The sequence below is a fragment of the Sphingorhabdus lutea genome (genome assembly GCF_001889025.1).
Taxonomy (GTDB): domain Bacteria; phylum Pseudomonadota; class Alphaproteobacteria; order Sphingomonadales; family Sphingomonadaceae; genus Sphingorhabdus_B; species Sphingorhabdus_B lutea.
In genome coordinates this window covers 263,436-284,215 of record NZ_CP018154.1, presented here as the reverse complement: position 1 = coordinate 284,215, position 20,780 = coordinate 263,436, and the positions used below count along the sequence as shown (strand labels likewise).

At 47.4% G+C, this 20,780-nt stretch carries 20 protein-coding genes; 13 read left to right on the top strand and 7 right to left on the bottom strand.

What is annotated here, in order from left to right; translation table 11 throughout:
- Positions 1–8: 8 nt before the first annotated feature.
- Positions 9–1,049 (bottom strand): rod shape-determining protein, encoded by a 1,041-nt coding sequence (locus LPB140_RS01400; RefSeq protein WP_072558360.1) that lies wholly within the window; start codon positions 1,047–1,049, stop codon positions 9–11.
- Between the two features lie 168 nt (positions 1,050–1,217).
- Between LPB140_RS01400 and mutL the strand changes: the two genes are divergently transcribed.
- The gene (gene mutL / locus LPB140_RS01395; RefSeq protein WP_072558359.1) at positions 1,218–3,131 is read left to right on the top strand and encodes a DNA mismatch repair endonuclease MutL; all 1,914 of its coding nucleotides are present in this window, start codon (positions 1,218–1,220) and stop codon (positions 3,129–3,131) included.
- Positions 3,132–3,150: 19 nt separating this feature from the next.
- Positions 3,151–3,417, top strand: a complete 267-nt coding sequence (locus tag LPB140_RS01390; protein ID WP_156874091.1) for a hypothetical protein — start codon at positions 3,151–3,153, stop codon at positions 3,415–3,417.
- Between the two features lie 207 nt (positions 3,418–3,624).
- Here LPB140_RS01390 and purL read toward each other — a convergent pair whose 3' ends face one another.
- From purL to LPB140_RS01375, 3 genes are all read right to left on the bottom strand, one after another.
- On the bottom strand, positions 3,625–5,931 hold the full coding sequence (gene purL / locus LPB140_RS01385) for a phosphoribosylformylglycinamidine synthase subunit PurL (RefSeq protein ID WP_072558357.1): 2,307 nt from the start codon (positions 5,929–5,931) through the stop codon (positions 3,625–3,627).
- Between the two features lie 163 nt (positions 5,932–6,094).
- Entirely contained in the window at positions 6,095–6,775 is a 681-nt protein-coding gene (locus tag LPB140_RS01380) for a hypothetical protein (RefSeq protein ID WP_072558356.1), read from the bottom strand.
- Positions 6,776–6,898: 123 nt separating this feature from the next.
- Complete coding sequence (locus LPB140_RS01375) at positions 6,899–7,327, bottom strand: hypothetical protein (protein WP_072558355.1); 429 nt, start codon at positions 7,325–7,327, stop codon at positions 6,899–6,901.
- Positions 7,328–7,461: 134 nt separating this feature from the next.
- Between LPB140_RS01375 and LPB140_RS01370 the strand changes: the two genes are divergently transcribed.
- From LPB140_RS01370 to LPB140_RS01340, 7 genes are all read left to right on the top strand, one after another.
- Positions 7,462–7,710, top strand: coding sequence for an exodeoxyribonuclease VII small subunit (locus LPB140_RS01370; RefSeq protein WP_072558354.1), 249 nt, complete (start codon positions 7,462–7,464; stop codon positions 7,708–7,710).
- A gap of 2 nt (positions 7,711–7,712) precedes the next feature.
- The gene (locus LPB140_RS01365) at positions 7,713–8,618 is read left to right on the top strand and encodes a polyprenyl synthetase family protein (RefSeq protein WP_072558353.1); all 906 of its coding nucleotides are present in this window, start codon (positions 7,713–7,715) and stop codon (positions 8,616–8,618) included.
- Between the two features lie 50 nt (positions 8,619–8,668).
- Positions 8,669–9,172 carry a pantetheine-phosphate adenylyltransferase gene (coaD, locus tag LPB140_RS01360; protein ID WP_072558352.1) on the top strand — a complete coding sequence of 168 codons (504 nt, stop codon included), beginning with the start codon at positions 8,669–8,671 and terminating at the stop codon, positions 9,170–9,172.
- Between the two features lie 106 nt (positions 9,173–9,278).
- The gene (gyrB, locus tag LPB140_RS01355) at positions 9,279–11,795 is read left to right on the top strand and encodes a DNA topoisomerase (ATP-hydrolyzing) subunit B (protein ID WP_072558351.1); all 2,517 of its coding nucleotides are present in this window, start codon (positions 9,279–9,281) and stop codon (positions 11,793–11,795) included.
- A 148-nt stretch (positions 11,796–11,943) separates the two neighbouring features.
- Positions 11,944–12,558: a hypothetical protein gene (locus LPB140_RS01350; protein ID WP_072558350.1), complete on the top strand. Its 615-nt coding sequence runs from the start codon at positions 11,944–11,946 to the stop codon at positions 12,556–12,558.
- Positions 12,559–12,657: 99 nt separating this feature from the next.
- Positions 12,658–13,389: a hypothetical protein gene (locus LPB140_RS01345; protein ID WP_072558349.1), complete on the top strand. Its 732-nt coding sequence runs from the start codon at positions 12,658–12,660 to the stop codon at positions 13,387–13,389.
- 24 nt (positions 13,390–13,413) lie between these two features.
- A complete protein-coding gene (locus LPB140_RS01340; protein ID WP_083549818.1) occupies positions 13,414–14,226 on the top strand; it encodes a PdaC/SigV domain-containing protein in 813 nt (270 codons plus the stop codon).
- Here LPB140_RS01340 and LPB140_RS01335 read toward each other — a convergent pair.
- Complete coding sequence (locus LPB140_RS01335; RefSeq protein ID WP_072558347.1) at positions 14,219–15,082, bottom strand: diacylglycerol/lipid kinase family protein; 864 nt, start codon at positions 15,080–15,082, stop codon at positions 14,219–14,221. The two genes, LPB140_RS01340 and LPB140_RS01335, sit on opposite strands and share 8 nt — an antisense overlap.
- Positions 15,083–15,098: 16 nt before the next feature.
- The gene (locus LPB140_RS01330; RefSeq protein ID WP_072558346.1) at positions 15,099–16,100 is read right to left on the bottom strand and encodes an adenosine kinase; all 1,002 of its coding nucleotides are present in this window, start codon (positions 16,098–16,100) and stop codon (positions 15,099–15,101) included.
- A 118-nt stretch (positions 16,101–16,218) separates the two neighbouring features.
- Here LPB140_RS01330 and LPB140_RS01325 point away from each other — a divergent pair, with 118 nt between their 5' ends.
- Positions 16,219–16,893 carry an EI24 domain-containing protein gene (locus tag LPB140_RS01325; RefSeq protein ID WP_072558345.1) on the top strand — a complete coding sequence of 225 codons (675 nt, stop codon included), beginning with the start codon at positions 16,219–16,221 and terminating at the stop codon, positions 16,891–16,893.
- 25 nt (positions 16,894–16,918) lie between these two features.
- A complete protein-coding gene (locus LPB140_RS01320; RefSeq protein ID WP_072558344.1) occupies positions 16,919–17,320 on the top strand; it encodes a hypothetical protein in 402 nt (133 codons plus the stop codon).
- 4 nt (positions 17,321–17,324) lie between these two features.
- Here LPB140_RS01320 and queG read toward each other — a convergent pair whose 3' ends face one another.
- A complete protein-coding gene (gene queG / locus LPB140_RS01315) occupies positions 17,325–18,476 on the bottom strand; it encodes a tRNA epoxyqueuosine(34) reductase QueG (RefSeq protein WP_072558343.1) in 1,152 nt (383 codons plus the stop codon).
- Between the two features lie 55 nt (positions 18,477–18,531).
- On the opposite strand from queG, the gene LPB140_RS01310 reads away from it, so the two are divergent.
- Both LPB140_RS01310 and LPB140_RS01305 read left to right on the top strand, forming a co-directional pair.
- Positions 18,532–19,494, top strand: a complete 963-nt coding sequence (locus LPB140_RS01310; protein WP_072558342.1) for an ABC transporter ATP-binding protein — start codon at positions 18,532–18,534, stop codon at positions 19,492–19,494.
- On the top strand, positions 19,491–20,717 hold the full coding sequence (locus LPB140_RS01305; protein WP_072558341.1) for an ABC transporter permease: 1,227 nt from the start codon (positions 19,491–19,493) through the stop codon (positions 20,715–20,717). Before LPB140_RS01310 ends, LPB140_RS01305 begins: the two co-directional genes overlap by 4 nt.
- Positions 20,718–20,780 lie beyond the last annotated feature (63 nt).

Genomic DNA, 20,780 nt, shown 5'->3' with positions numbered 1-20,780 from the left:
CCCCTTCGTTAAGCTGTGATTAAAACGCCGCGGAATAGCGGGTCTTCCAATGCGCGGCCAGTGCCAATGGCAACACAGGTAAGCGGATCTTCGGCCACGGTAACGGGCAATCCGGTTTCATCACGCATATATTCGTCCAATCCTGACATTAACGCGCCGCCGCCGGTTAAAACAATGCCCTGATCCACAATATCCGCCGCCAATTCAGGCGCGGTATTTTCAAGCGCGATACGAACACCTTCGACAATTGTGCCAATGGGTTCGGCCAATGCCTCGGCAATTTGTGCCTGATTTATTGAAATTTCCTTTGGCACGCCATTGACCAGATCGCGGCCCTTAATATGAATGGTTTCGCCAACGCCATCCTTTGGCGCACGGGCAACGCCATATTCTTTTTTAATGCGCTCTGCGGTGGCTTCACCAATTAACAAATTATGGTGACGGCGCACATAGGACACAATGGCTTCGTCCATTTTATCCCCGCCGGTGCGCACCGATGTGGTATATGCCAAACCGCGCAATGACAAAACGGCAACCTCGGTTGTGCCGCCGCCAATGTCCACGACCATTGAACCAATGGGTTCGATAACGGGCATATCCGCACCAATGGCTGCGGCCATTGGTTCTTCGATTAAATGCACTTCGCTGGCCCCTGCATTTGATGCGGCGTCACGAATGGCGCGGCGTTCCACCGATGTTGAACCAGATGGAACACAAATGACGATTTCGGGATAACGGAACATGCGGCGTTTGCCATGAACTTTTTCAATGAAATATTTAATCATTTGTTCGGCAACATCAATGTCGGCAATCACACCATCACGAAGCGGGCGAATCGCCTCAATCGAATCGGGGGTTTTACCCATCATCAATTTTGCATCATTGCCCACAGCCTTTACCCGGCGGATACCGTTTAAGGTTTCAATCGCCACCACAGATGGTTCATTCAGGACGATTCCCTGTCCACGAACATAAACCACGGTGTTTGCGGTTCCCAAATCAATGGCCATATCCTGTGAAGCCAAGCGGAAAAATCGGCTGAATAACATAATTTGTGCACAATCCTGTATCAATGAGCATGATGCTCGTTAAAAAATTTTTTTTAAGCAACTTTCCTATAGCCAATAATCACAAAAAAGCCAGCAATCGCTTGCCATGTGAAAATTAACCAATATTGGGAGTCGCCTCTTTGATGCGATTGGGCTAGTAATGCTGGGATGTCAATAAGAAGACTGCCAGAAAATCTCGTAAATCGCATTGCCGCAGGTGAAGTGGTCGAAAGACCAGCCAGTGCGTTGAAGGAGCTTGTCGAAAATGCGATTGATGCGGGCGCGGACCGTATCGATATACGCCTGGGCGAGGGCGGGCTCGACCTTATCGAAATAATCGACAATGGATGCGGGATGGATCGTGATGATATGGCATTGGCCATGGAACGGCACGCCACATCAAAATTGCCTGATGAGGCGATTGAGAAAGTCGCAACATTGGGATTTCGGGGGGAGGCGCTGCCCTCTATTGCTAGTGTTTCAACATTAAATTTGGAAAGCCGTATAGAAAATGGCGATGGTTGGAAATTAACCATTGATCATGGTGTGCGCAGCGCATTTTCACCCATTGCCATGCCATATGGCACACGGATTAGGGTGGAAAATCTTTTCGGGAAAATCCCCGCGCGTCGCAAATTTTTGCGCACTGCACGGTCCGAATATGGCGCCAGCATGGATGTTATCCGCCGTTTGGCCATGGCGCGAATGGATATCAGCTTTCATGTGGAACATAATGGTAAGCAAAGCCTGTCGCTGCAACAAACCGATAATTTGGCGCAGCGTATTTCGGCATTAACCGCTGCTGGTTTTGCGCAAAATAGCATTGCGATTGATATGCCGCGCGATGGGGTGCGATTATATGGATTGGCCAGCGTGCCGACATTTAACCGCGGTATTGCCGATCATCAATATTTGTTCGTTAATGGCCGACCGGTAAAGGACCGATTGCTGACCGGTGCGATTCGCGGCGCATATGCCGAAATGCTGGCGCGCGATCGCCATGCCGTTGTCGCTTTATTCATTGATATTGACCATGACCTTGTCGATGTAAATGTGCATCCTGCAAAAACGGAGGTGCGGTTTCGCGAACCGGCCATGATTCGCGGCATGATTGTCGCGGGGCTGCGCCGTGCATTGGATGAAGCTGGCTTTGCCGGATCGCGCCGCGCCGATGAAAATGCCATGTCGCGGTGGCAGACCGAACCGATAATAGAACAGCAAACTAATATTTTTGACAATGCAGGGGCGGGTCATTCCCAATCCTTTGGTTCAAATCCTCCAAATGACGAAATGTCCGGTGCATATCATTGGCAGGGGGACCGCGATATGCGCGCGTCGCATGTCGCCGATGGTGCGACACCCTATAGGGGGAATTTTAATTCAGCATATAATGGGGGATATAATGCGCCCAACCCCAAAAATGCCGCTATTATTTATGAAAATCTTGCCCCGTTAATGGGCCGCGCGGTTCAGGCTACCGCCCCAATAGAAGACGCAGCCAGCTATCCATTGGGCATTGCGCGCGGGCAAATTGCCAATACCTATATTGTGGCGGAAGCTATGGACGGGCTGGTCATTGTGGACCAACATGCCGCGCATGAACGTTTGGTGTTGGAACGAATGCGAAAAGCGGGCGAGGGACAGGCCATAGCAGCACAGGGTTTGTTAATTCCCGATATAGTGGAGTTGAGCGAGGAAGAATGTGATAGGTTAGAGGCGGTTCAGGCTGATTTAGCCCTATTGGCGTTGGATGTGGAAAGATTTGGACCAAATGCCATGATGGTGCGCAGCGTGCCCGCCATGTTGAAAAAGGTGGATGCAGCAAAATTATTGGCCGATATTGCCGATGATTTGACCGCATTTGACGCGGCTTTATCGTTAAAAGAACGCATTGACCATGTCGCCGCGACAATGGCATGTCATGGTTCGGTCCGCGCGGGGCGTGTGTTAAATGTAACCGAAATGAACGCCTTACTGCGCGAGATGGAGGTCACTCCGCATAGCGGCCAATGCAATCATGGCCGGCCAACATGGGTTAAATTGGCCATGGATGATGTAGAAAAATTATTTGGCCGGAAATAATATGTAGAGGAGAAATCATTTGGCAATAAACCGGCCCCGCGCGATAATGTGGGGAATTTTGACCTTTATTTTACTGCTTCCTTTGGCGGCGATGCAGTTTACTGATCAGGTAAATTGGACAGGGTTTGATTTTTTTATCGCCGCTTCATTATTATTTGGCATGGCAATGGCCATTGAAATTGCCATATGCCTTATCCCCCAAAAAATTAGCCGATATATTATTGTCGCGATTATCATATTGACCGCGCTTTCATTTTGGATTGATGGCGCGGTGGGCATATTTTAAGGCCTATTCACTCTGGGTTAGACCATTTTTGAATTTGTATTCATTCTACTTCTTCCCCTCGAAGGCGGGGATCCAGCAAAAGCGAATATAGTTTCCCGTTTTCACGGGAATGACGGTGCTTTTCTATCTGGTTTACCATTTTCACGGGAGTGACAGAGAAACATGGGAATGAAAGTGGTTAAATCAACAATGATTAACTGCGAAAAATCAATCCGCCATCCAATCGGCAAAGAAGCTTTCATGCGCGGCGCGAAGGTCGGTAAGCGGGATGTTGGCTACTTCGCCAAATTTACCCGAAATATCGCCAAGCCAGATTGAATCGCCGCCTGTAACCCCGATATGATAGCAGTTAATGCCTGCATCGCGCACCATTTTCACCACATCCATATATGAAATGCCCTTTGGAATGGCGACAATATAGCGCCCCTGATCCTCGGCAAACATTGCCGCCACCGCATTATTTGATTGGCCGGGCTGCAAATCAACCTGTGCGCCAATATTACCCGCCATCGCCATTTCGGTAATGGCGACAAGCAGGCCGCCATCGGCACAATCATGCACTGCATCTACTTGTTGATTATGGATAAGCTGGCGTATCATCTCGCCTGTTTTACGCTCTTTTTCCAAATCAACATGCGGTGCATCGCCGCTTTCACGGTCCAAAATATAACGCACATAAAGCGATTGGCCCATATGGCTGCCAATTTCATCTGGTGCGCCAATGACCAGCAATTGCTGTCCTGATTCTTTTAATGCGATGGTCGCCATTTTGCTGACATCCTCCATCACGCCGACACCGCCAATGGCGGGCGTGGGCAAGATGGCGCTGCCGCCGCCGGTTGCCTTGCTTTCATTATAAAGCGACACATTGCCCGACACGATGGGATAATCCAATGCGCGGCATGCCTCTCCCATTCCTTCTAATGCGCCGACAAATTGCGCCATAATTTCAGGGCGTTCGGGATTGGCAAAATTTAGGCAATTGGTAATGGCCAATGGGGTTGCGCCCACTGCGCTGATATTACGATAGGTTTCGGCCACGGCCTGTTTTCCGCCCTCAAACGGGTTGGCATAGACATAGCGCGGGGTGCAATCGGTGCTCATCGCCAATGCGCGGCCTGCCTTGCCATCATTTGTGCCATGTATCCGCACAACGGCGGCGTCCCCGCCCGAAAGCTGCGCCGTATCGCCGCCCACTTGGCTGTCATATTGTTCGTAAATCCAACGGCGCGATGCGATATCCGGACTGGCCATTAATTTTAGCAAATCCGCGCCAATATCGGCGCTTTGCGGAATATCACCCAATGGCGGCACATTGGCCCATGCCTGATAATCCTCTTTTGACATGGCGGGACGGTCATATTTTGGTGCGTCCTCCGCCAATGGACCAAGGGGGATGTCGCACACAACCTCGCCCTGCCATTCAAGGACCATATGGCCCGTGTCGGTTACTTCACCAATAATGGCAAAATCCAATTCCCATTTCTTGAAAATCGCCTCTGCCATGGCTTCTTTGCCCGGTTTTAACACCATTAACATGCGTTCTTGGGATTCGGACAACATCATTTCATAGGGGGTCATGCCGGTTTCGCGGCATGGCACATTGTCCATATTTAACCTAATTCCTGCTTTGCCATTGGTGGCCATTTCCACGCTAGAGCTGGTTAAACCAGCCGCGCCCATATCCTGTATTGCGACAATTGCATCGGTTGCCATCAATTCAAGGCATGCCTCAATCAATAATTTTTCGGTGAAGGGATCGCCAACCTGAACCGTTGGGCGCTTTTCCTCTGCATCTTCGCCAAAATCGGCCGATGCCATGGTCGCGCCATGAATGCCATCACGGCCGGTTTTGCTGCCTACATACACAATGGGGTTGCCGACACCGGTGGCCGCGCTGTAAAAAATCTTTGTTTGGTCGGCCACGCCCACTGTCATTGCATTGACCAAAATATTGCCGTCATAGGCAGGGTGGAAATTCACTTCACCGCCAACGGTGGGCACGCCCACACAATTGCCATATCCGCCAATGCCGGCGACCACACCCTTGACCAAATGTTTCATTTTGGGGTGTTCAGGACGTCCAAAGCGCAGGGCGTTTAGGTTGGCCACAGGGCGCGCGCCCATGGTGAACACATCGCGCAAAATGCCGCCAACGCCCGTTGCTGCACCTTGATATGGTTCAATATAGCTGGGGTGATTATGCGATTCCATTTTGAAAATCGCCGCCAATTTTGTGCCATTTGGCCCTTCGCCAATATCAATAACGCCTGCATTTTCGCCTGGCCCGCAAATTACCCATGGCGCGGTGGTGGGTAATTTTGATAAATGGATGCGCGATGATTTATAACTGCAATGTTCTGACCACATGACGGAAAATATGCCCAATTCCACCAAATTTGGCTCACGCCCCATTGCATTTAGGATGCGTTGATATTCCTCCTGATTCAGGCCATGTTCGGCCACAATTTGAGGAGTAATTTCGGGTTTAGCATAGGCGTGATGATCAGTCATAAAAGCCCTTTAGCGCGGCTGTTTAATTTGTTCCAGCCCCCTATAATATTTATTGTAAAAAAATAATCGCATAAAATATTTTTCTACGCTGATTTTTTTCCAGCTATTTATACCAATGAAATTTATACCAATGAAATTTATACCAATGAAATTTATGCCAATGTCATTTATGTTTAGCGCGGTCGTTCCAAAAAGATAATAATATTACCACAATATAAGCAAATAGCGCCATCATCGGCAGGCGCAGCGACATTTGTGTGGGCGCAGGGGCAAACCAATCAAATGATTGCAGCATTATCAACACCATCACCAAAACCCAAAATGGCCGCCGCGCCATTTTTTTATGCCGTGCCGCAAAATAAAATAATATAGAAATGCCGATAAAGGTGGTTTCCAATAATCGGGCAATCATGGGATAATTCCACAGCCCCAAACCAAATTTTGGCGCAGACCCCATCATGGTAAGGTCGGGGATATGGACCAACCAATCAATAAACCAATGCGATAAAACAACGCATCCGGCCAAGATTGAAAGACGTCTATGTTTATATAATATTTGGATAATTATTGCGAAGATAAGGGCAAAAATGGCATTGCCCAATAAACTATGCGTATAGGGCATATGGTAAAAATCCATATTATTACTGGCACTTATTCCCTCTATTATCCGCATATTTTCCGCCCCGCCAATGACAAGGGCAAAGAAAAATATGTCCACCAATTGCGCCGCCGCCATCATAATCGCCAAAACCGCAGGACGGCGCGCGCCCAAAATTTTGGACCCTGACGACGCCCCGATTAAAGCTGCCGCGACAAAGGCGGGCGCATAATGGCCAATAAACATGAATATTCCCCAATCCCCATTTTACGCGAAATATCCTATCGCAGGATAAAATAAAAGGAAAGAGGCATAAAAAAGGCCGGAACAGGCCCGACCTTTTTCATCTATATAAAGGATTGTTGATGTTTATGCTTTACAGCTTTGCGCCGATTTGCCGGGAAGTTTAACGGTTAAATTGCCTGCTTCACCCGACACGGTCAGTTCACCATCGCTGGAAACCAATGTGCCTTGCGGGGTGGCGGGGGCGGCGACATTATTGCCCTGTGCGTCTGTTTCGGCGGCCTCCGCTTTGGGCAGGTCGGCACGAATGGCCGCAGAATTTTTATCGCTAATGCGAACCGCTGCGCCCTGCATTTCGCCAAAAATATCGACATAAAGGATGGTGTTATCCTTGCAACGATATGTTTTGCTTGATGTAATTGGCGGGGGCAGGTCAGCCGGTGTCATTGCCACCTTATTGCCCTCTGCGCTGATTTCATTGTTGGTTTCGTTTTTATCGCAACCGGCAAGCGCCAATAATGCGACTGGGATGAGAGTAAGATTTATTTTTTTCATTAGAGTTTATTTATCGAGTTGGTTTTTATTCGCAATAATTTTTTGCGGGCTATTATCTACTTTAGGTAATTTTTTGCCTTAAATGAGCATATGAATTGCTTGACCAATTCCTACGCTCACGGCAATGATATGTTATGACCGATGCAATAAAAATAAATGATGAGCATAATTTTGAGACCGCGCTGCAAAAGCTGGAGGAGATTGTGCATCAATTGGAACAAGGCAATGTGCCCTTGGACAAATCAATTGATTTATATGAACAGGGCGAGAAATTAAGGCTTTTATGCCAAAAACGGTTGGACCATGCCCGGGCACGAATTGATAAAATCATGCTGGATAAAGATAAGCAACCGGCCTCTGTTCAATCTTTTGACGAAGACTGATAATGTCAAAAATCACATCTGATACGCCGTTGAGTCAAGCATTGTCGCAAATTGCGGGGCGCATTGATGCGGATTTTGATTTATTATTGCCCATTCCCGATGATGCGCGCGCGCCGCTTTACCATGCGATGCGCCATGCGGCCATTGGCGGCGGGAAAAGATTGCGGCCATTATTATTAACCCAGATTGCGGCAATATATAATGCCGATCCCGACATGGCTTTGCGAGCGGCAACGGCGGTGGAGGCGATACATGTTTATTCGTTAATTCATGATGATTTGCCCTGTATGGATGATGATGATGTCCGCCGTGGTAAGCCGACGGTGCATTTGCAATTTGATGAGGCAATTGCCGTTTTGGCGGGTGATGCGCTGCACGCCTTGGCATTTGAAATGTTGTCCGATAAGAATATTTTTCCCGACCCCTTTGTTCGCGGCGATTTAATAAGCGCGCTTGCCATTGCCAGCGGCCCTATGGGGATGGCGGGCGGCCAGATGATGGATTTAGAGGCGGAAAAAAATAATTTCGATTTGCCGACAATTACCAAATTGCAACAGCTTAAGACCGGGGCCTTGATTGGCGTCAGCGTGGAAATGGGCGCGATTTTGGGCCATGTGCCACTGGAGAACCGCACATCTTTAAATGCATATGCACGCGATATTGGATTGGCGTTTCAAATTGCCGACGATATTTTGGATGTGGAGGGTGATGAGGCATTGGCGGGTAAGGCGCTGCAAAAAGATGCAAAGGCAGGCAAGGAAACTTTTGTTTCCTTAATGGGTTTGGCGCGGGCCAAGGCACAGGCCGAAATGCTGTCTAATCAAGCCATTGGCCATTTGGCAGGCCATGGTAAAGAGGCTGATTTATTACGCGATATTGCGCGCTATATCGTAGAGCGTAATCATTAAATAATATATTATTTGGTCATAAAAAATATAATGCATATGGGGGAGGTGAAATGAAAATAGGCGTTTATCCCGGGACATTTGACCCCATTACCCGCGGGCATATGGATATTATTGAACGTGGTGCGAAATTTGTCGATAAATTGATTATCGGGGTTACCACCAATGCCAGCAAATCCCCTATGTTCAGCGATGATGAGCGATTGGAGATGGTCCGCAGAGAGGTTGCTAAGGTTAAAGGCGATATAGAGGTTGTTGGCTTTAACAGCTTATTGGTCAATTTTGCTGAGCAGCAAGGCGCAAATATTGTCATCCGCGGGATTAGGGGGGTGACCGATTTTGAATATGAATATCAACTTACCGGCATGAACAGGCAGCTGAACGAGCGGATTGAGACCGTTTTTTTAATGGCGGATGTTGAATTGCAACCCATTGCCAGTCGATTGGTAAAGGAAATTGCCTTTTATGGCGGGGATATTGGCAAATTTGTTTCTGAAAATGTGCGTGATGAGGTGGTCGCACGGGTGAATGAATTGGGCCGTAAAGACGGCGTTTAATCCTTCTTTCCTTATCAAATATCCTGTCCAATATAGAATGTTAAAATGCTGTGGAAAAATGCGGCTTTTGCTTTTGTTTTTGTGAAAAATGGACTAGGCTTTCACCATGAGTGAACATAATGAACAGCCCGCCGATAAAACACCCAATCAAAACGCCTATGGCGCGGATAGTATTAAGGTTTTAAAGGGCCTTGACGCTGTGCGCAAACGCCCCGGCATGTATATTGGCGATACGGATGATGGCAGCGGTTTGCACCATATGGTGTTTGAGGTGTCTGATAATGCGATTGATGAGGCGCTGGCGGGGCATTGCGACCTTGTTTTAATTGAACTGAACCCCGATGGCAGCGTGTCGGTGGAGGATAATGGGCGCGGTATTCCGGTGGATATGCACAAGGAAGAGGGCGTTTCTGCCGCAGAGGTTATTATGACCCAGCTGCATGCGGGCGGTAAATTTGAAAATACCTCCGATGATAATGCCTATAAGGTTTCGGGCGGTTTGCATGGCGTGGGCGTGTCCGTGGTGAACGCGCTTTCCGAATTTTTGGAATTGACGATTTGGCGCGATGGCAAAGAACATTGGATGCGCTTTGAACATGGTGATAGCGTCGGTCCATTGGTGGTGCGCGGTGATGCGCCGGACAATGGCAAGGGCGGCGTTAAAAAGGGTACGCGCGTTACATTTATGGCATCGTCTGATACGTTTAAAAATGTGTTGGAATTTGATTTTGATAAATTGGAGCATCGTTACCGCGAATTGGCATTTTTGAACAGCGGTGTGCATATTTTGCTGCGCGATAATCGCCATGAAGAACCATTGGAACATGATTTATTTTATGAGGGCGGCATCGCGGCCTTTGTGAAATATCTGGATCGGAATAAATCACCTTTATTGCCCGAGCCCATTGCTATTTCTTCGGAAAAGGACGGCATTGGAATTGATGTCGCTTTGGAATGGAATGATAGCTATTATGAAAATGTGCTATGTTTCACCAATAATATTCCGCAACGCGATGGTGGCACGCATTTGGCGGCGTTTCGTGCGGCATTGACCCGCACATTGAACAGCTATGCCGATAAATCGGGGATGATGAAAAAGGAAAAGGTTTCCTTGACCGGCGATGATATGCGTGAAGGATTGACCGCCATTGTGTCGGTAAAATTACCCGATCCAAAGTTCAGCTCTCAAACCAAGGATAAGCTGGTTTCGTCAGAGGTTCGTCAACCATTGGAGGGGTTGATGGCGGATCGTTTGAATGAATGGTTGGAAGAAAATCCCGCCAATGCAAAAATGGTCATTCAAAAGGTTATCGACGCCGCCGCCGCGCGGGAGGCTGCAAAAAAAGCCCGTGAAATGACCCGTAAGGGCGCATTGACCGTGGCGTCTTTGCCCGGCAAATTACATGATTGTTCTGAAAAAGACCCTGCAAAATCTGAATTATTCTTGGTGGAAGGGGATAGTGCGGGCGGCTCCGCCAAACAGGGCCGCAACAGCAAATATCAAGCAATCCTACCACTTAAAGGTAAAATTCTGAACGTCGAACGTGCGCGTTTTGATCGGATGTTGTCATCCAAAGAGGTGGGCACATTGATTCAGGCAATTGGCACGGGTATTGGCCGTGAAGATTTCACATTGGAAAAATTGCGTTATCATAAAATTATCATCATGACCGATGCTGATGTCGATGGTGCGCATATTCGAACATTATTATTGACATTTTTCTACCGCCAAATGCCGGAAATTGTGGAAAATGGCTATTTATATATTGCACAGCCCCCGCTTTATAAGGTCGCACGGGGTAAGAGCGAGGTATATTTGAAAGATGATAATGCGCTGGATCAATATTTGGTTGATGCAGGGCTGGGCGCGGTGGTTTTGGAAACTGCTGCGGGCGCGCGCAGTGGCGAGGATTTGGGTACATTAATTTCCCATGCCCGCCGTATGCGCAGTTTAATGCGTTATGTGCCGCGCCGTTATGACCCCGCCATTATTGAAGGCATGGCGTTAAATGGCGGCCTTTCCCCCGAACAAGACGCTGCAACGCGCGCGCAATCCGTGGCAAAAACGGCTGCTTGGTTGGGCGCACAGGATAGCGAGGGGACATGGACCGGCGGCGTTAGCGAAAGCGGCGGCGTATATTTTGAACGTTTATGGCGCGGTGTTACGGACCATCATGCGATTGAGGCCAAATTTCTGGACAGCGCAGAGGCACGAAAAATGCATAAATTGGCAGGCGAAGAAAGCGAAAGCTATTTAACGCCAGCCAAATTGGTAAAGGCCACATCGAGCAGCACACAAGGCGATGATGGCGATGCAGAAGAAGATAATATCGCCAATAAAAAGGGCGATATAGTGACCCGCCCGTCCGAATTGCTGGACGCGATATTGGCGCTTGGCCGCAAGGGGCTGTCCATTTCCCGTTATAAAGGATTGGGCGAAATGAACGCCGATCAATTATGGGAAACCACATTGGATCCCGATAATCGTTCATTATTGCGCGTGACGGTGGAGCAGGCGGATGTGACCGATGAAATTTTCACCAAATTAATGGGTGATGTGGTTGAACCGCGCCGCGATTTCATTGTTGAAAATGCGCTGAACGTGGCGAATTTGGACGTTTAAAATAATGATAGGTATAAAATAACTGGTCGGCTGATTTGCCGGCCACTTTTTATGCTTGAGTATAGATTTAAAATATTGTCTATTATATTTGAGTTAATTAGTCGTTCATTCAAAATAATATTAAAGTCGATTTTGGGGAGTTTTATCTATGCGCCAATTGTTACAAACTATTTCATCTGCAATATTATCAATGTCGGCGCTAAATGCTGTGCCTGCATATGCCAATATCAACGCTGCACAGGGATATAGTGCGGATGATTTGTCGATAAACCAAATTTGTGAAGCCGATGAATTTGAAAACTTCTTTGCGGCTTTTATCAGCATGGGTGAAGAGCAGAAACGATTCTATGGGCGCCAGGTGCAAATTGAATCTATTATAATTGACCAAAGGGGTAACCCACAAATGACCAGCAATGTCGTTGCTGGCCGTGATTTTCAATATTTCCCAATTGCAATGATGGATAATTATTTTGTGTTGAGCGATGCAGGGCGGATAAATTATGCCGATGGCCTGCCCGATACAATCCCCTCCTCCGAAGGTAAAGAGCCGGTTTTTGTTGAATTTGATGTGGATCAAGGCAGCAATGGCATTTGGGCGGTAAGCTGGACCAGCGTTGAATATGATGGCGTGGTTGGGCCGGATGATGGCGATTCATTGGGAACAAAGATTAGCAGCGGCAAGCATGGCGCGGGCATTATAAATTTTGCGAAATCTGGCAAATGCTGGGAATTGACCAGAGTAAATTATATCAGCCCAGAATAAGGTCCAAATAATCTATGTTGCGCGTTTTTTTTAAGATTTACTTTATGTTTCAAACCACTAATTTAACATATATAACAGAGTGAAATAGAGAGTCCTTCATTGAAAAAATCTTTTGCCATCATCACTGCCATGACTGTTTTTTGGGCCATGGCGGTTCAACCATCCTATGCGGGCAGCAAATTAAAAAATGCCGATGCACAGGCAAAAAATGATGAAATTCGCAACACTGTAATCGACGTCTATCCGACGATCCCATTTGATGAGCAGGATGCCAAAAATAAATTGGCCGCAGGTGATGTGGAAATTCGCGGCGCATTATACCATCGGTTAAGTTATAATGGCACGGACAAACAGGGTGTGTTGCCCAGCCCAGAACATCCTGTAACCGCCGTTTCCAATACGAATATTGTTTTATATCCGCTGACCAAATATTTGGAACAATGGTATAATTTGGACCAGAAATTTCGCAAACCCGGCTTCATGGCACGTTTTGATAGGAACAAGCCGCGCAAACATGCCGCATTTGATGACGCCATGATGAAATATGCCATTTCACGCAAAACCGATGAATATGGCCGGTTTTCCTTTGAATCTATGTTGCCTGGCAAATATTATCTGATCAGCTCCACCCAAGCATCAGGCACATATGAAGTGCAGGTTAATGCAGGAAACAGCACCGCGGTTGATGGATGGGGCAATGTTGTTGCCGTTAGTCATACACGACCTGAAAATCGCTCTTTCAACCATCAAATTGTTTATGAAAAAATAATTGAGGTAAAGGACGATAAATCCGTCGTGGAAATTGATGCGCGAATGAAAATAAATTATTGATATTATTGTTTAAGGTAAAAATATATGGCGAAATTATCCTCTATCATCATCGCAGCAATGATCTTTATGCCCGCAACAGTCATAAATGCCCATGCGCAAAATAAGGCGGAGCTGGCCAATATGGCAGCACAAGAAATTGAGGCAGAAGCCCAAGACCCAGAGACGAATGAGGATAATTTTCTATATCATGTTCGGGATAAGACATATGAAATCAGGCTAATATATCCATTATTATTTGAGGAATATCCCGCGCTTCATCAGATCGTAAATGAAAAGAAAAAAGATTTAGAGGGCTTTGCCAGAGATTCCGAAAGAGACTTTCATGATCTGGGAATGGAAAATTTTGTCCGATATCAAAATGACATTGAATATTTTATAATGGCCAAAAATGACCATTTGATAAGCATACGTAAAGATGTATTTATTTTTACCGGAGGCGCACATGGGATGTATGGCGCTACATCCTTATTATGGGATGTTAAAAAGGATAAAGAAATCCTGTCCCCTTTATCGCTTTTCAAAGATGATATGGCATTTTTACGTTCAAAATATTGTAAGAAATTATCCAACAGAAAGGCCGAAATTGCCATTTCCTATGGCGATACAGTCGATGCAAAGGATAGGGATAGCTATGATAATGGATTTGGCTGTCCCAGTTTTGCCGATTTAACTATCATATTTGAATCTAAACAAGGCGGCAAATTTGACAGTATCAACATTATCGCCATTCCATATAGCGCCGGACCATATAGTGATGGGCAATATGAAATAAAAATGGATATTGATGCAGATGTTGCCGCGATGATAAAGCCGGAATATCGCGACGCATTTAAATAAAATATATCGGCCTATTATCAATTTGTGCGTTGATGGGCAGATGGCCGGTAAAATCACCATCTGCCTGCACCGGAATATCCGCTTTATCACCCGAAATGGCGATATTTGTGCATGAAATAAACGCCCATTTTGGGGACACAAATTTACGGCTTATCATTGCACTTAACATCAGGCGCAAATAATCGCGCCGCCGCGCCGTGGGCAGGATGATAAGCTCTATTTTTTCATGTTGAACATTTGCCTTTGGCGATAAATTCCACGGGCCAGCATAAAATTTGCCTTTTAACAAAAATGCGGCCTCGCCCTTAAAATGTTTACCGTCAGCCAGAATGGACAAATTGGGGCGCGGCCATACCCAAAAATTTTGTAAAAATGCGGCGCAATATGCCATGCGGCCAATTTTTCGCTTTAATGATGGGGAAAGCTGCGCCACTGCATAGCTGTCCGGGGAAATGGAGGCGCAGGCGAGAAAATTTTCGCCATTCATGGTGCAGCCATAATGTTTCTTACATTTATGTATATCATGTCCATGTGCGTTGATGCGTTTAACCAAAGCATCAATATTTTGGTTAAACCCCGCCTCCCGCGCAATTAAATTTATCGTGCCAAGAGGGAATATACTGAAACTTGGCAAATGTTCATCGGGTGATAGCCGCGCCACAACATCGCGCAATGTGCCATCGCCGCCAATAATGCAAATATGGTCCATCCGGCCCATTTGTTCGCACAATATGCCGTCATGGCTATCACAGGTGAAAATTTCATGGCCGGATTGCTCCAATTTTTGGCGCAGCATGGCCAGTAAATTTGGACAAAAACTGCCCGCACAGCCATTATAGGCCAATAATATTTTCATATTTTGGCCCAAAATATCACCCCAATTGCGCCTTTACCAATGCGGCAATATCTGCCTCTGGCCGTGCACCATAATGAGAGATTATTTCCGCCGCGCATATTGAACCAGCGGTCAGGCATGCGTCAATGGCGCGGCCCTCTATCATCGCCGACAGAAAGCCTGCGGCAAATAAATCACCAGCGCCCGTTGTATCGACCAATTTGTCAATGGGCTGTGCGGCCACGGCATAGGATTTGCCATCATGATGGGCAATTGCTCCCTTTTCACCCCGTGTCACAATGGTGGTTTTCACCTTTGCTGAGGTGGCGGCAACCGCTGCATCAAAATCTTGATTTTGGTTAAGGAAGGTTATTTCACCTTCATTGGCGAATAAAATATCAATCATGCCATCATTGATTAAGGTTAAAAAATCTTCGCGGTGGCGGTCAATAACAAAATTATCGGACAGGGTGAATGCAACCTTACGTCCTGCGGCCTTTGCATGTTCAATGGCGGCGCGCATGGCAGCGCGGGGTTCTTGCGGGTCCCACAAATATCCTTCCAAATATAAAATGGCCGAATTTTGGATAAGCTGCTTATCAATTAAGGAAGCAGGTAAAAATTGTGACGCGCCCAAAAATGTGTTCATGGTGCGCTGTGCATCGGGCGTGACAAAGATAAGGCAGCGTGCGGTCGGTTCACTATTTTTCAATGCAGGAACATCAAAATCAATGCCCGTGGCGCGAATATCATGTGCGAAAACCTCCCCCAATTGGTCGTCCGCCACTTGACCAATAAAGGCACATTGACGGCCCAGCATTGACATGCCGGCAAGGGTGTTGGCCGCGCTGCCGCCGCTAATTTCCCGTGCAGGTCCCATTGCATCATATAGGGATTTGGCGCGCGGCGCGTCGATTAACTGCATCCCGCCCTTGGTCAATTGTTCCAGCTCGATAAATTCGTCATTGGTTTCTGAAATCACATCAACAATGGCATTGCCAATGGCCAAAATATCATATCGGGGGCTTTGATTATTCATCGATTATTATTCCTGAAATATAAAATTATCGCTGCACTAAAGTAATGCACGCGCGGCGGCAAGATATTTGCATCATAATGATGATTGACCTTATCCCATGCTGGTATAAAATAATAAAATGTTACATGCATTCCGCCTTGCCATGGTTTCATTTACCGATGCGAAAATCCGTAAATATCTCTATCTCACTATATTATTAACCGCGATAATTTTTGCCATATTGGCATTTGCGATGGACGGGTTGATTGATTGGGGCTTGGCATATTATGGGGTGGAGGACAGCAATATTGGGGCGATAATTGCCGCCTTAACCCTTATCCTATCTTTATGGTTTTTATTTCGCGCCATTGCCGTGGCTATTTTATGGGTGTTTGCCGATCATATTATTGATGCGGTGGAGGCACGATATTATCCCATTCGTGCAGCGACGGGGCGCGCGCCGACATTTGCGTCGGGAATATCACTTGGCCTGCGGTCGGTGGGGCGGATGATTATATATAATTTGTTGATGATACCCATTTACATCATGCTATTATTCACCGCCATTGGCCCAGCGGTTGCATTTTTGCTGGTCAATGGGTTGTTAATGGGTCGTGATTTGGAGGATATGGTCGCATTTCGTCATCAATTGGATGATAAGGATATGGGCTGGCGCATGCCGAAAATGCAGCGTTTGGCGTTGGGTGTTATGGGAACGGCGGCGCTTGCTGTGCCAATTGTCGGATTTTTCGCGCCGATTATCGCCATATCGGCGGCAACCCACTTGCTTCATCGGCAACAATCGGGTCATTAGGCGCATCATATTGAAGGGGGCAAATATGCGCTATCATCACCATAAAATAAATATTCTTATTCTGTCGCTTGCAGGCATGACATTATCGGCATGTGGCGGCACGAATAACGCGCCCAAAACTGCCCCAGCTGCCGCGCGTGCGCCCATTTTAATGGGCGGCGATGTGGCGATTACCGATAAACGCGGGCTGGAATCGGTGTTGGGTAGGGATAAAAACAGCCTAGTCCGTATGTTTGGTGAGCCGCGGCTTGATGTTCAAGAACCCTATGGCCGCAAATTACAATTTGTGGGCAAGGCATGTATTTTGGATGCCTATTTATATCCAGAGGGCAAGGGAAATAGCGAGATTGTGACCCATGTTGATGCGCGCCGCCGCGACGGGGCAGAGGTGGATAGGGCCGCCTGTGTCAATGCATTGTCGCGATAGTCATTTAAGTAATAATGGCTTCAACGGGGCAAATTTCATTCCATTCGGCAATGACATTTGCATCCTGTTCTTGCGGCAGGCGCAGGCTGCGCTGGGCATGAAATTGGTCTTTATCCAACATGGATAATGCCCAAATGGCCGCGCCGCGAACCACGGCATGTGGGTCATCCAATAAAATGATAATCGGCCCTATATATTGCGCATTGCCGCTATTTCCTGCGGCGATTAACACATTGCGGATGAAGCGGTCGCGTCCCGTGCGCTTTACCGGAGAGCCGGAGAAAAATTCACGAAAGGCGGCATCGTCCAATTGCAATAAATCGGCAATATTGGGCGCAAACATTTCAATTTTTGGTAACATTGCCTTTTGCCGATGGGCGCTATCGGCAAATTTATTCCATGGACATGCGGCCAAACAATCATCGCATCCATAAATATGATTGCCGATGGCGGCGCGAAATTTGCGGGCAATTGGCGCTTTATTTTCAATGGTAAGATAAGAGATACAGGATGCAGCATCCAATCGGTAGGGCGCGATAAATGCGTTGGTGGGACATGCGGTTTGGCACGCCGTGCACGCCCCGCAATTATCCCGCGCCTCTTTATCGGGGGGCAGGTCCAATGCGGTGTAAATTGCGCCCAGGAAAATCCAATTGCCGTGGCTGCGGCTTATCACATTGCTATGTTTGCCTTGCCAGCCAAGCCCGCTTTGATGGGCCAGCCTTTTTTCCATCACCGGCGCGGTATCAACAAAAACTTTTAATGGATAATCAGGATATTTTTCAACCATCCACCGGGCCAGAGCCTTCAATAATTTTTTGACAATATCATGATAGTCGCGCCCCTGTGCATAAACGGAAATTCGCGCTTTATCCTTCATTTCCGCCAATAGCATGGGGTCATATGACGGGGCATAGCTATAACTTAACATTATCACGCTTTTCGCATCGGGCCATAGAATTTTGGGGTCGGCGCGTTGTTCCGCCCGTTCTTCCATCCATGTCATATCGCCATGATGCCCCGCCTTTAACCATGTTTGCAGGTACTGATAATGTTCCGAGGCAATAGTAGCGGGCGATATGGCGCAATCGGCAAAGCCAAGGCGCAGCGCCTCAGCTTTTATTGCGTTAACCATATCTTGCTTGCTATTATTCATCACTCACCGATAAAGAAGGAGAAGTAACCGATTAAACTATGAGGCGTTTTTAGCAATGGTCAATGCAATAGAGGCAAAAGGCATCGTCAAAATATTTGATGGCTTTCGTGCGGTGGACGGTGTTGACTTAATTGTACCAAAGGGCAGCATTTTTGGCATATTGGGACCAAATGGCGCGGGTAAAACCACATTATTGCGCACTTTATTGGGGATTATTGATCCTGATGAGGGCAGCCGTAAATTATTTGGCGCATCGCGGCCATTAACCCAATCAGCACGGGTGGGATATTTACCCGAAGAACGTGGTCTCTATCAATCCATGCGGGCGGTGGACACCATCGCCTTTATGGGCGCCTTGCGTGGGCTTCCATTGACCACAGGCCGCAAAAGGGGGCGCGAATTATTGGAAGAGGCGGGGCTTGGCTATGCCGCCGATCGACAAATCCGCCAATTGTCAAAGGGCATGGCCCAAACGGTGCAGCTAATGGGCACGATTGTTCATGAACCGGAATTGATTATTTTGGATGAACCATTTTCTGGATTGGATGCGCTGAATCAGGCAAAGTTGGAAAAAATGATCCGTGCGCAGGCAGAGCGCGGCGTGACGGTTATTTTTTCCACCCATGTCATCGCCCATGCCGAAAGATTATGCGAACGTATCGCCATTATTGCAGGCGGCAAGATTAGCTTTGACGGATTGGTGCAGGAGGCACGGGACAGATTGCGCCCGCAGGTGCATTTGGAAACGGCAAATTTGGATGGGCCATGGCGCAGTGCCTTGCCCCAAAATTGCGAGCCAGAGGGGCATTGGTGGCATTTCACCCTGCCCGAAAGCGGGGTTGAGCCATTATTAACTGCATTGGTGGAGGGAAAGGCAGGCATAAAAAGCCTGTCCATCGAACGGCCGGGATTACATGATGCCTTTGTTGCCATTGCTGGAGAGGCGGTAGCCGCGCAAATGGATGAAATGGTGGATGAAACCGAATTACAAACATTATCGGCAGGGGCAAAATTATGAAGGAAGTTATCCGCGCCGCATGGGTGATTGGTCGCCGCGATTTTACCGCGATTATTTTTTCAAAGGCATTTATTTTCTTCCTGCTTGGGCCATTATTCCCCTTGCTTATCGGATTTGCCGCAGGCGGGCTGGGCAAACAAATTGCACAGGAACGCGACGTGCCCGTCATTGGTGTGTTGATGGATGATGTGGACAGCGCAAAATTACAGGATGCCCGCGCCGAATTAACCGCAATTATGGGTGAGGGGCGTTTTGCCGAATTTTATATATTGGACGTAAATCAAGGCAATCCACAAGATCCCAAAAGCTATTTGGCGAATAAACAGCCCAGCCTGTCGGCCATATTATCGGGCAGTTTGGATGCCCCCATTTTAACCGGAACAACCGCGCAGGCGGAACGGTGGAAGGGCAGCATGGGTTTAATAACCGCACAGGCGATGAACAGCCAGCGACTGGCCGCCCCGCAAATTTCCATGAATTTGGTGCAACAAAGCGCAGGCGATGCCAAGGAATTGCGCCTGTTAACCGCACAGGCAGCCCAAACATTATTATTCATGTTGACCATGTTATTGGCCGGCATGGTTTTGTCCAATTTGGTGGAAGAAAAATCGAACAAAATTATTGAAATTTTGGCAGCATCTATCCCCATAGATTCGGTATTTTTGGGCAAATTATTTGCCATGTTGGCCATGGCGGCTTTGGGCATAATTGTATGGGCTAGTGTGGCGATTGCAGGAATGGAGATTTTTGGCAATGGTTTACCGGCATTCTCTGCACCGGCGGTGGGTTGGCCCTTATTTATCACTTTGGGCATTATATATTTTGCCATGGCATATTTAATGTTGGGGTCATTATTTTTGGGAATTGGGTCAATGGCCGCCACCGTGCGGGAGGTGCAAACCCTATCCATGCCCGCCACAATGATGCAGCTCCTCTTTTTCTTTTTGGCGATGTATAGTGTTACCAAAATCAACCAACCGATTGAACAATTTGCGTCAATTTTCCCCTTTACCTCGCCCTTTGCCATGTTGGCCCGCGCGGCACAGGATGAAACATTATGGCACCATGGTGTGGCGATATTTGGACAGGCAATGTTCGCCATTTTGGTGTTGCGCATTGGGGTGGTTTTGTTCCGCCGCAATGTGATGAAATCGGGCAGCGGCAAAAAATTGGATGATGAACGCCGCAAATTATTTGGGCTTATCCCGTTGCCACAACGTTAAAAATTAAATTTAATCGGATAATGAAAGCATTTAACCGCAAAATATAGCTGTGGCAAAATGGCG

Bases quoted from the DNA above. Each gene is read 5' to 3' on its own strand.
- LPB140_RS01375 (WP_072558355.1), bottom strand. From the start codon at position 7,327: ATGAAAAAAATAAATCTTACTCTCATCCCAGTCGCATTATTGGCGCTT.
- LPB140_RS01305 (WP_072558341.1), top strand. From the start codon at position 19,491: ATGAAGGAAGTTATCCGCGCCGCATGGGTGATTGGTCGCCGCGATTTT.
- LPB140_RS01350 (WP_072558350.1), top strand. From the start codon at position 11,944: ATGCGCCAATTGTTACAAACTATTTCATCTGCAATATTATCAATGTCG.
- gyrB (WP_072558351.1), top strand. From the start codon at position 9,279: ATGAGTGAACATAATGAACAGCCCGCCGATAAAACACCCAATCAAAAC.
- LPB140_RS01400 (WP_072558360.1), bottom strand. From the start codon at position 1,049: ATGTTATTCAGCCGATTTTTCCGCTTGGCTTCACAGGATATGGCCATT.
- coaD (WP_072558352.1), top strand. From the start codon at position 8,669: ATGAAAATAGGCGTTTATCCCGGGACATTTGACCCCATTACCCGCGGG.
- LPB140_RS01370 (WP_072558354.1), top strand. From the start codon at position 7,462: ATGACCGATGCAATAAAAATAAATGATGAGCATAATTTTGAGACCGCG.
- LPB140_RS01325 (WP_072558345.1), top strand. From the start codon at position 16,219: ATGTTACATGCATTCCGCCTTGCCATGGTTTCATTTACCGATGCGAAA.
- LPB140_RS01380 (WP_072558356.1), bottom strand. From the start codon at position 6,775: ATGTTTATTGGCCATTATGCGCCCGCCTTTGTCGCGGCAGCTTTAATC.
- LPB140_RS01310 (WP_072558342.1), top strand. From the start codon at position 18,532: ATGGTCAATGCAATAGAGGCAAAAGGCATCGTCAAAATATTTGATGGC.
- LPB140_RS01365 (WP_072558353.1), top strand. From the start codon at position 7,713: ATGTCAAAAATCACATCTGATACGCCGTTGAGTCAAGCATTGTCGCAA.
- mutL (WP_072558359.1), top strand. From the start codon at position 1,218: ATGTCAATAAGAAGACTGCCAGAAAATCTCGTAAATCGCATTGCCGCA.
- LPB140_RS01320 (WP_072558344.1), top strand. From the start codon at position 16,919: ATGCGCTATCATCACCATAAAATAAATATTCTTATTCTGTCGCTTGCA.
- LPB140_RS01340 (WP_083549818.1), top strand. From the start codon at position 13,414: ATGGCGAAATTATCCTCTATCATCATCGCAGCAATGATCTTTATGCCC.
- purL (WP_072558357.1), bottom strand. From the start codon at position 5,931: ATGACTGATCATCACGCCTATGCTAAACCCGAAATTACTCCTCAAATT.
- LPB140_RS01335 (WP_072558347.1), bottom strand. From the start codon at position 15,082: ATGAAAATATTATTGGCCTATAATGGCTGTGCGGGCAGTTTTTGTCCA.
- LPB140_RS01330 (WP_072558346.1), bottom strand. From the start codon at position 16,100: ATGAATAATCAAAGCCCCCGATATGATATTTTGGCCATTGGCAATGCC.
- queG (WP_072558343.1), bottom strand. From the start codon at position 18,476: ATGAATAATAGCAAGCAAGATATGGTTAACGCAATAAAAGCTGAGGCG.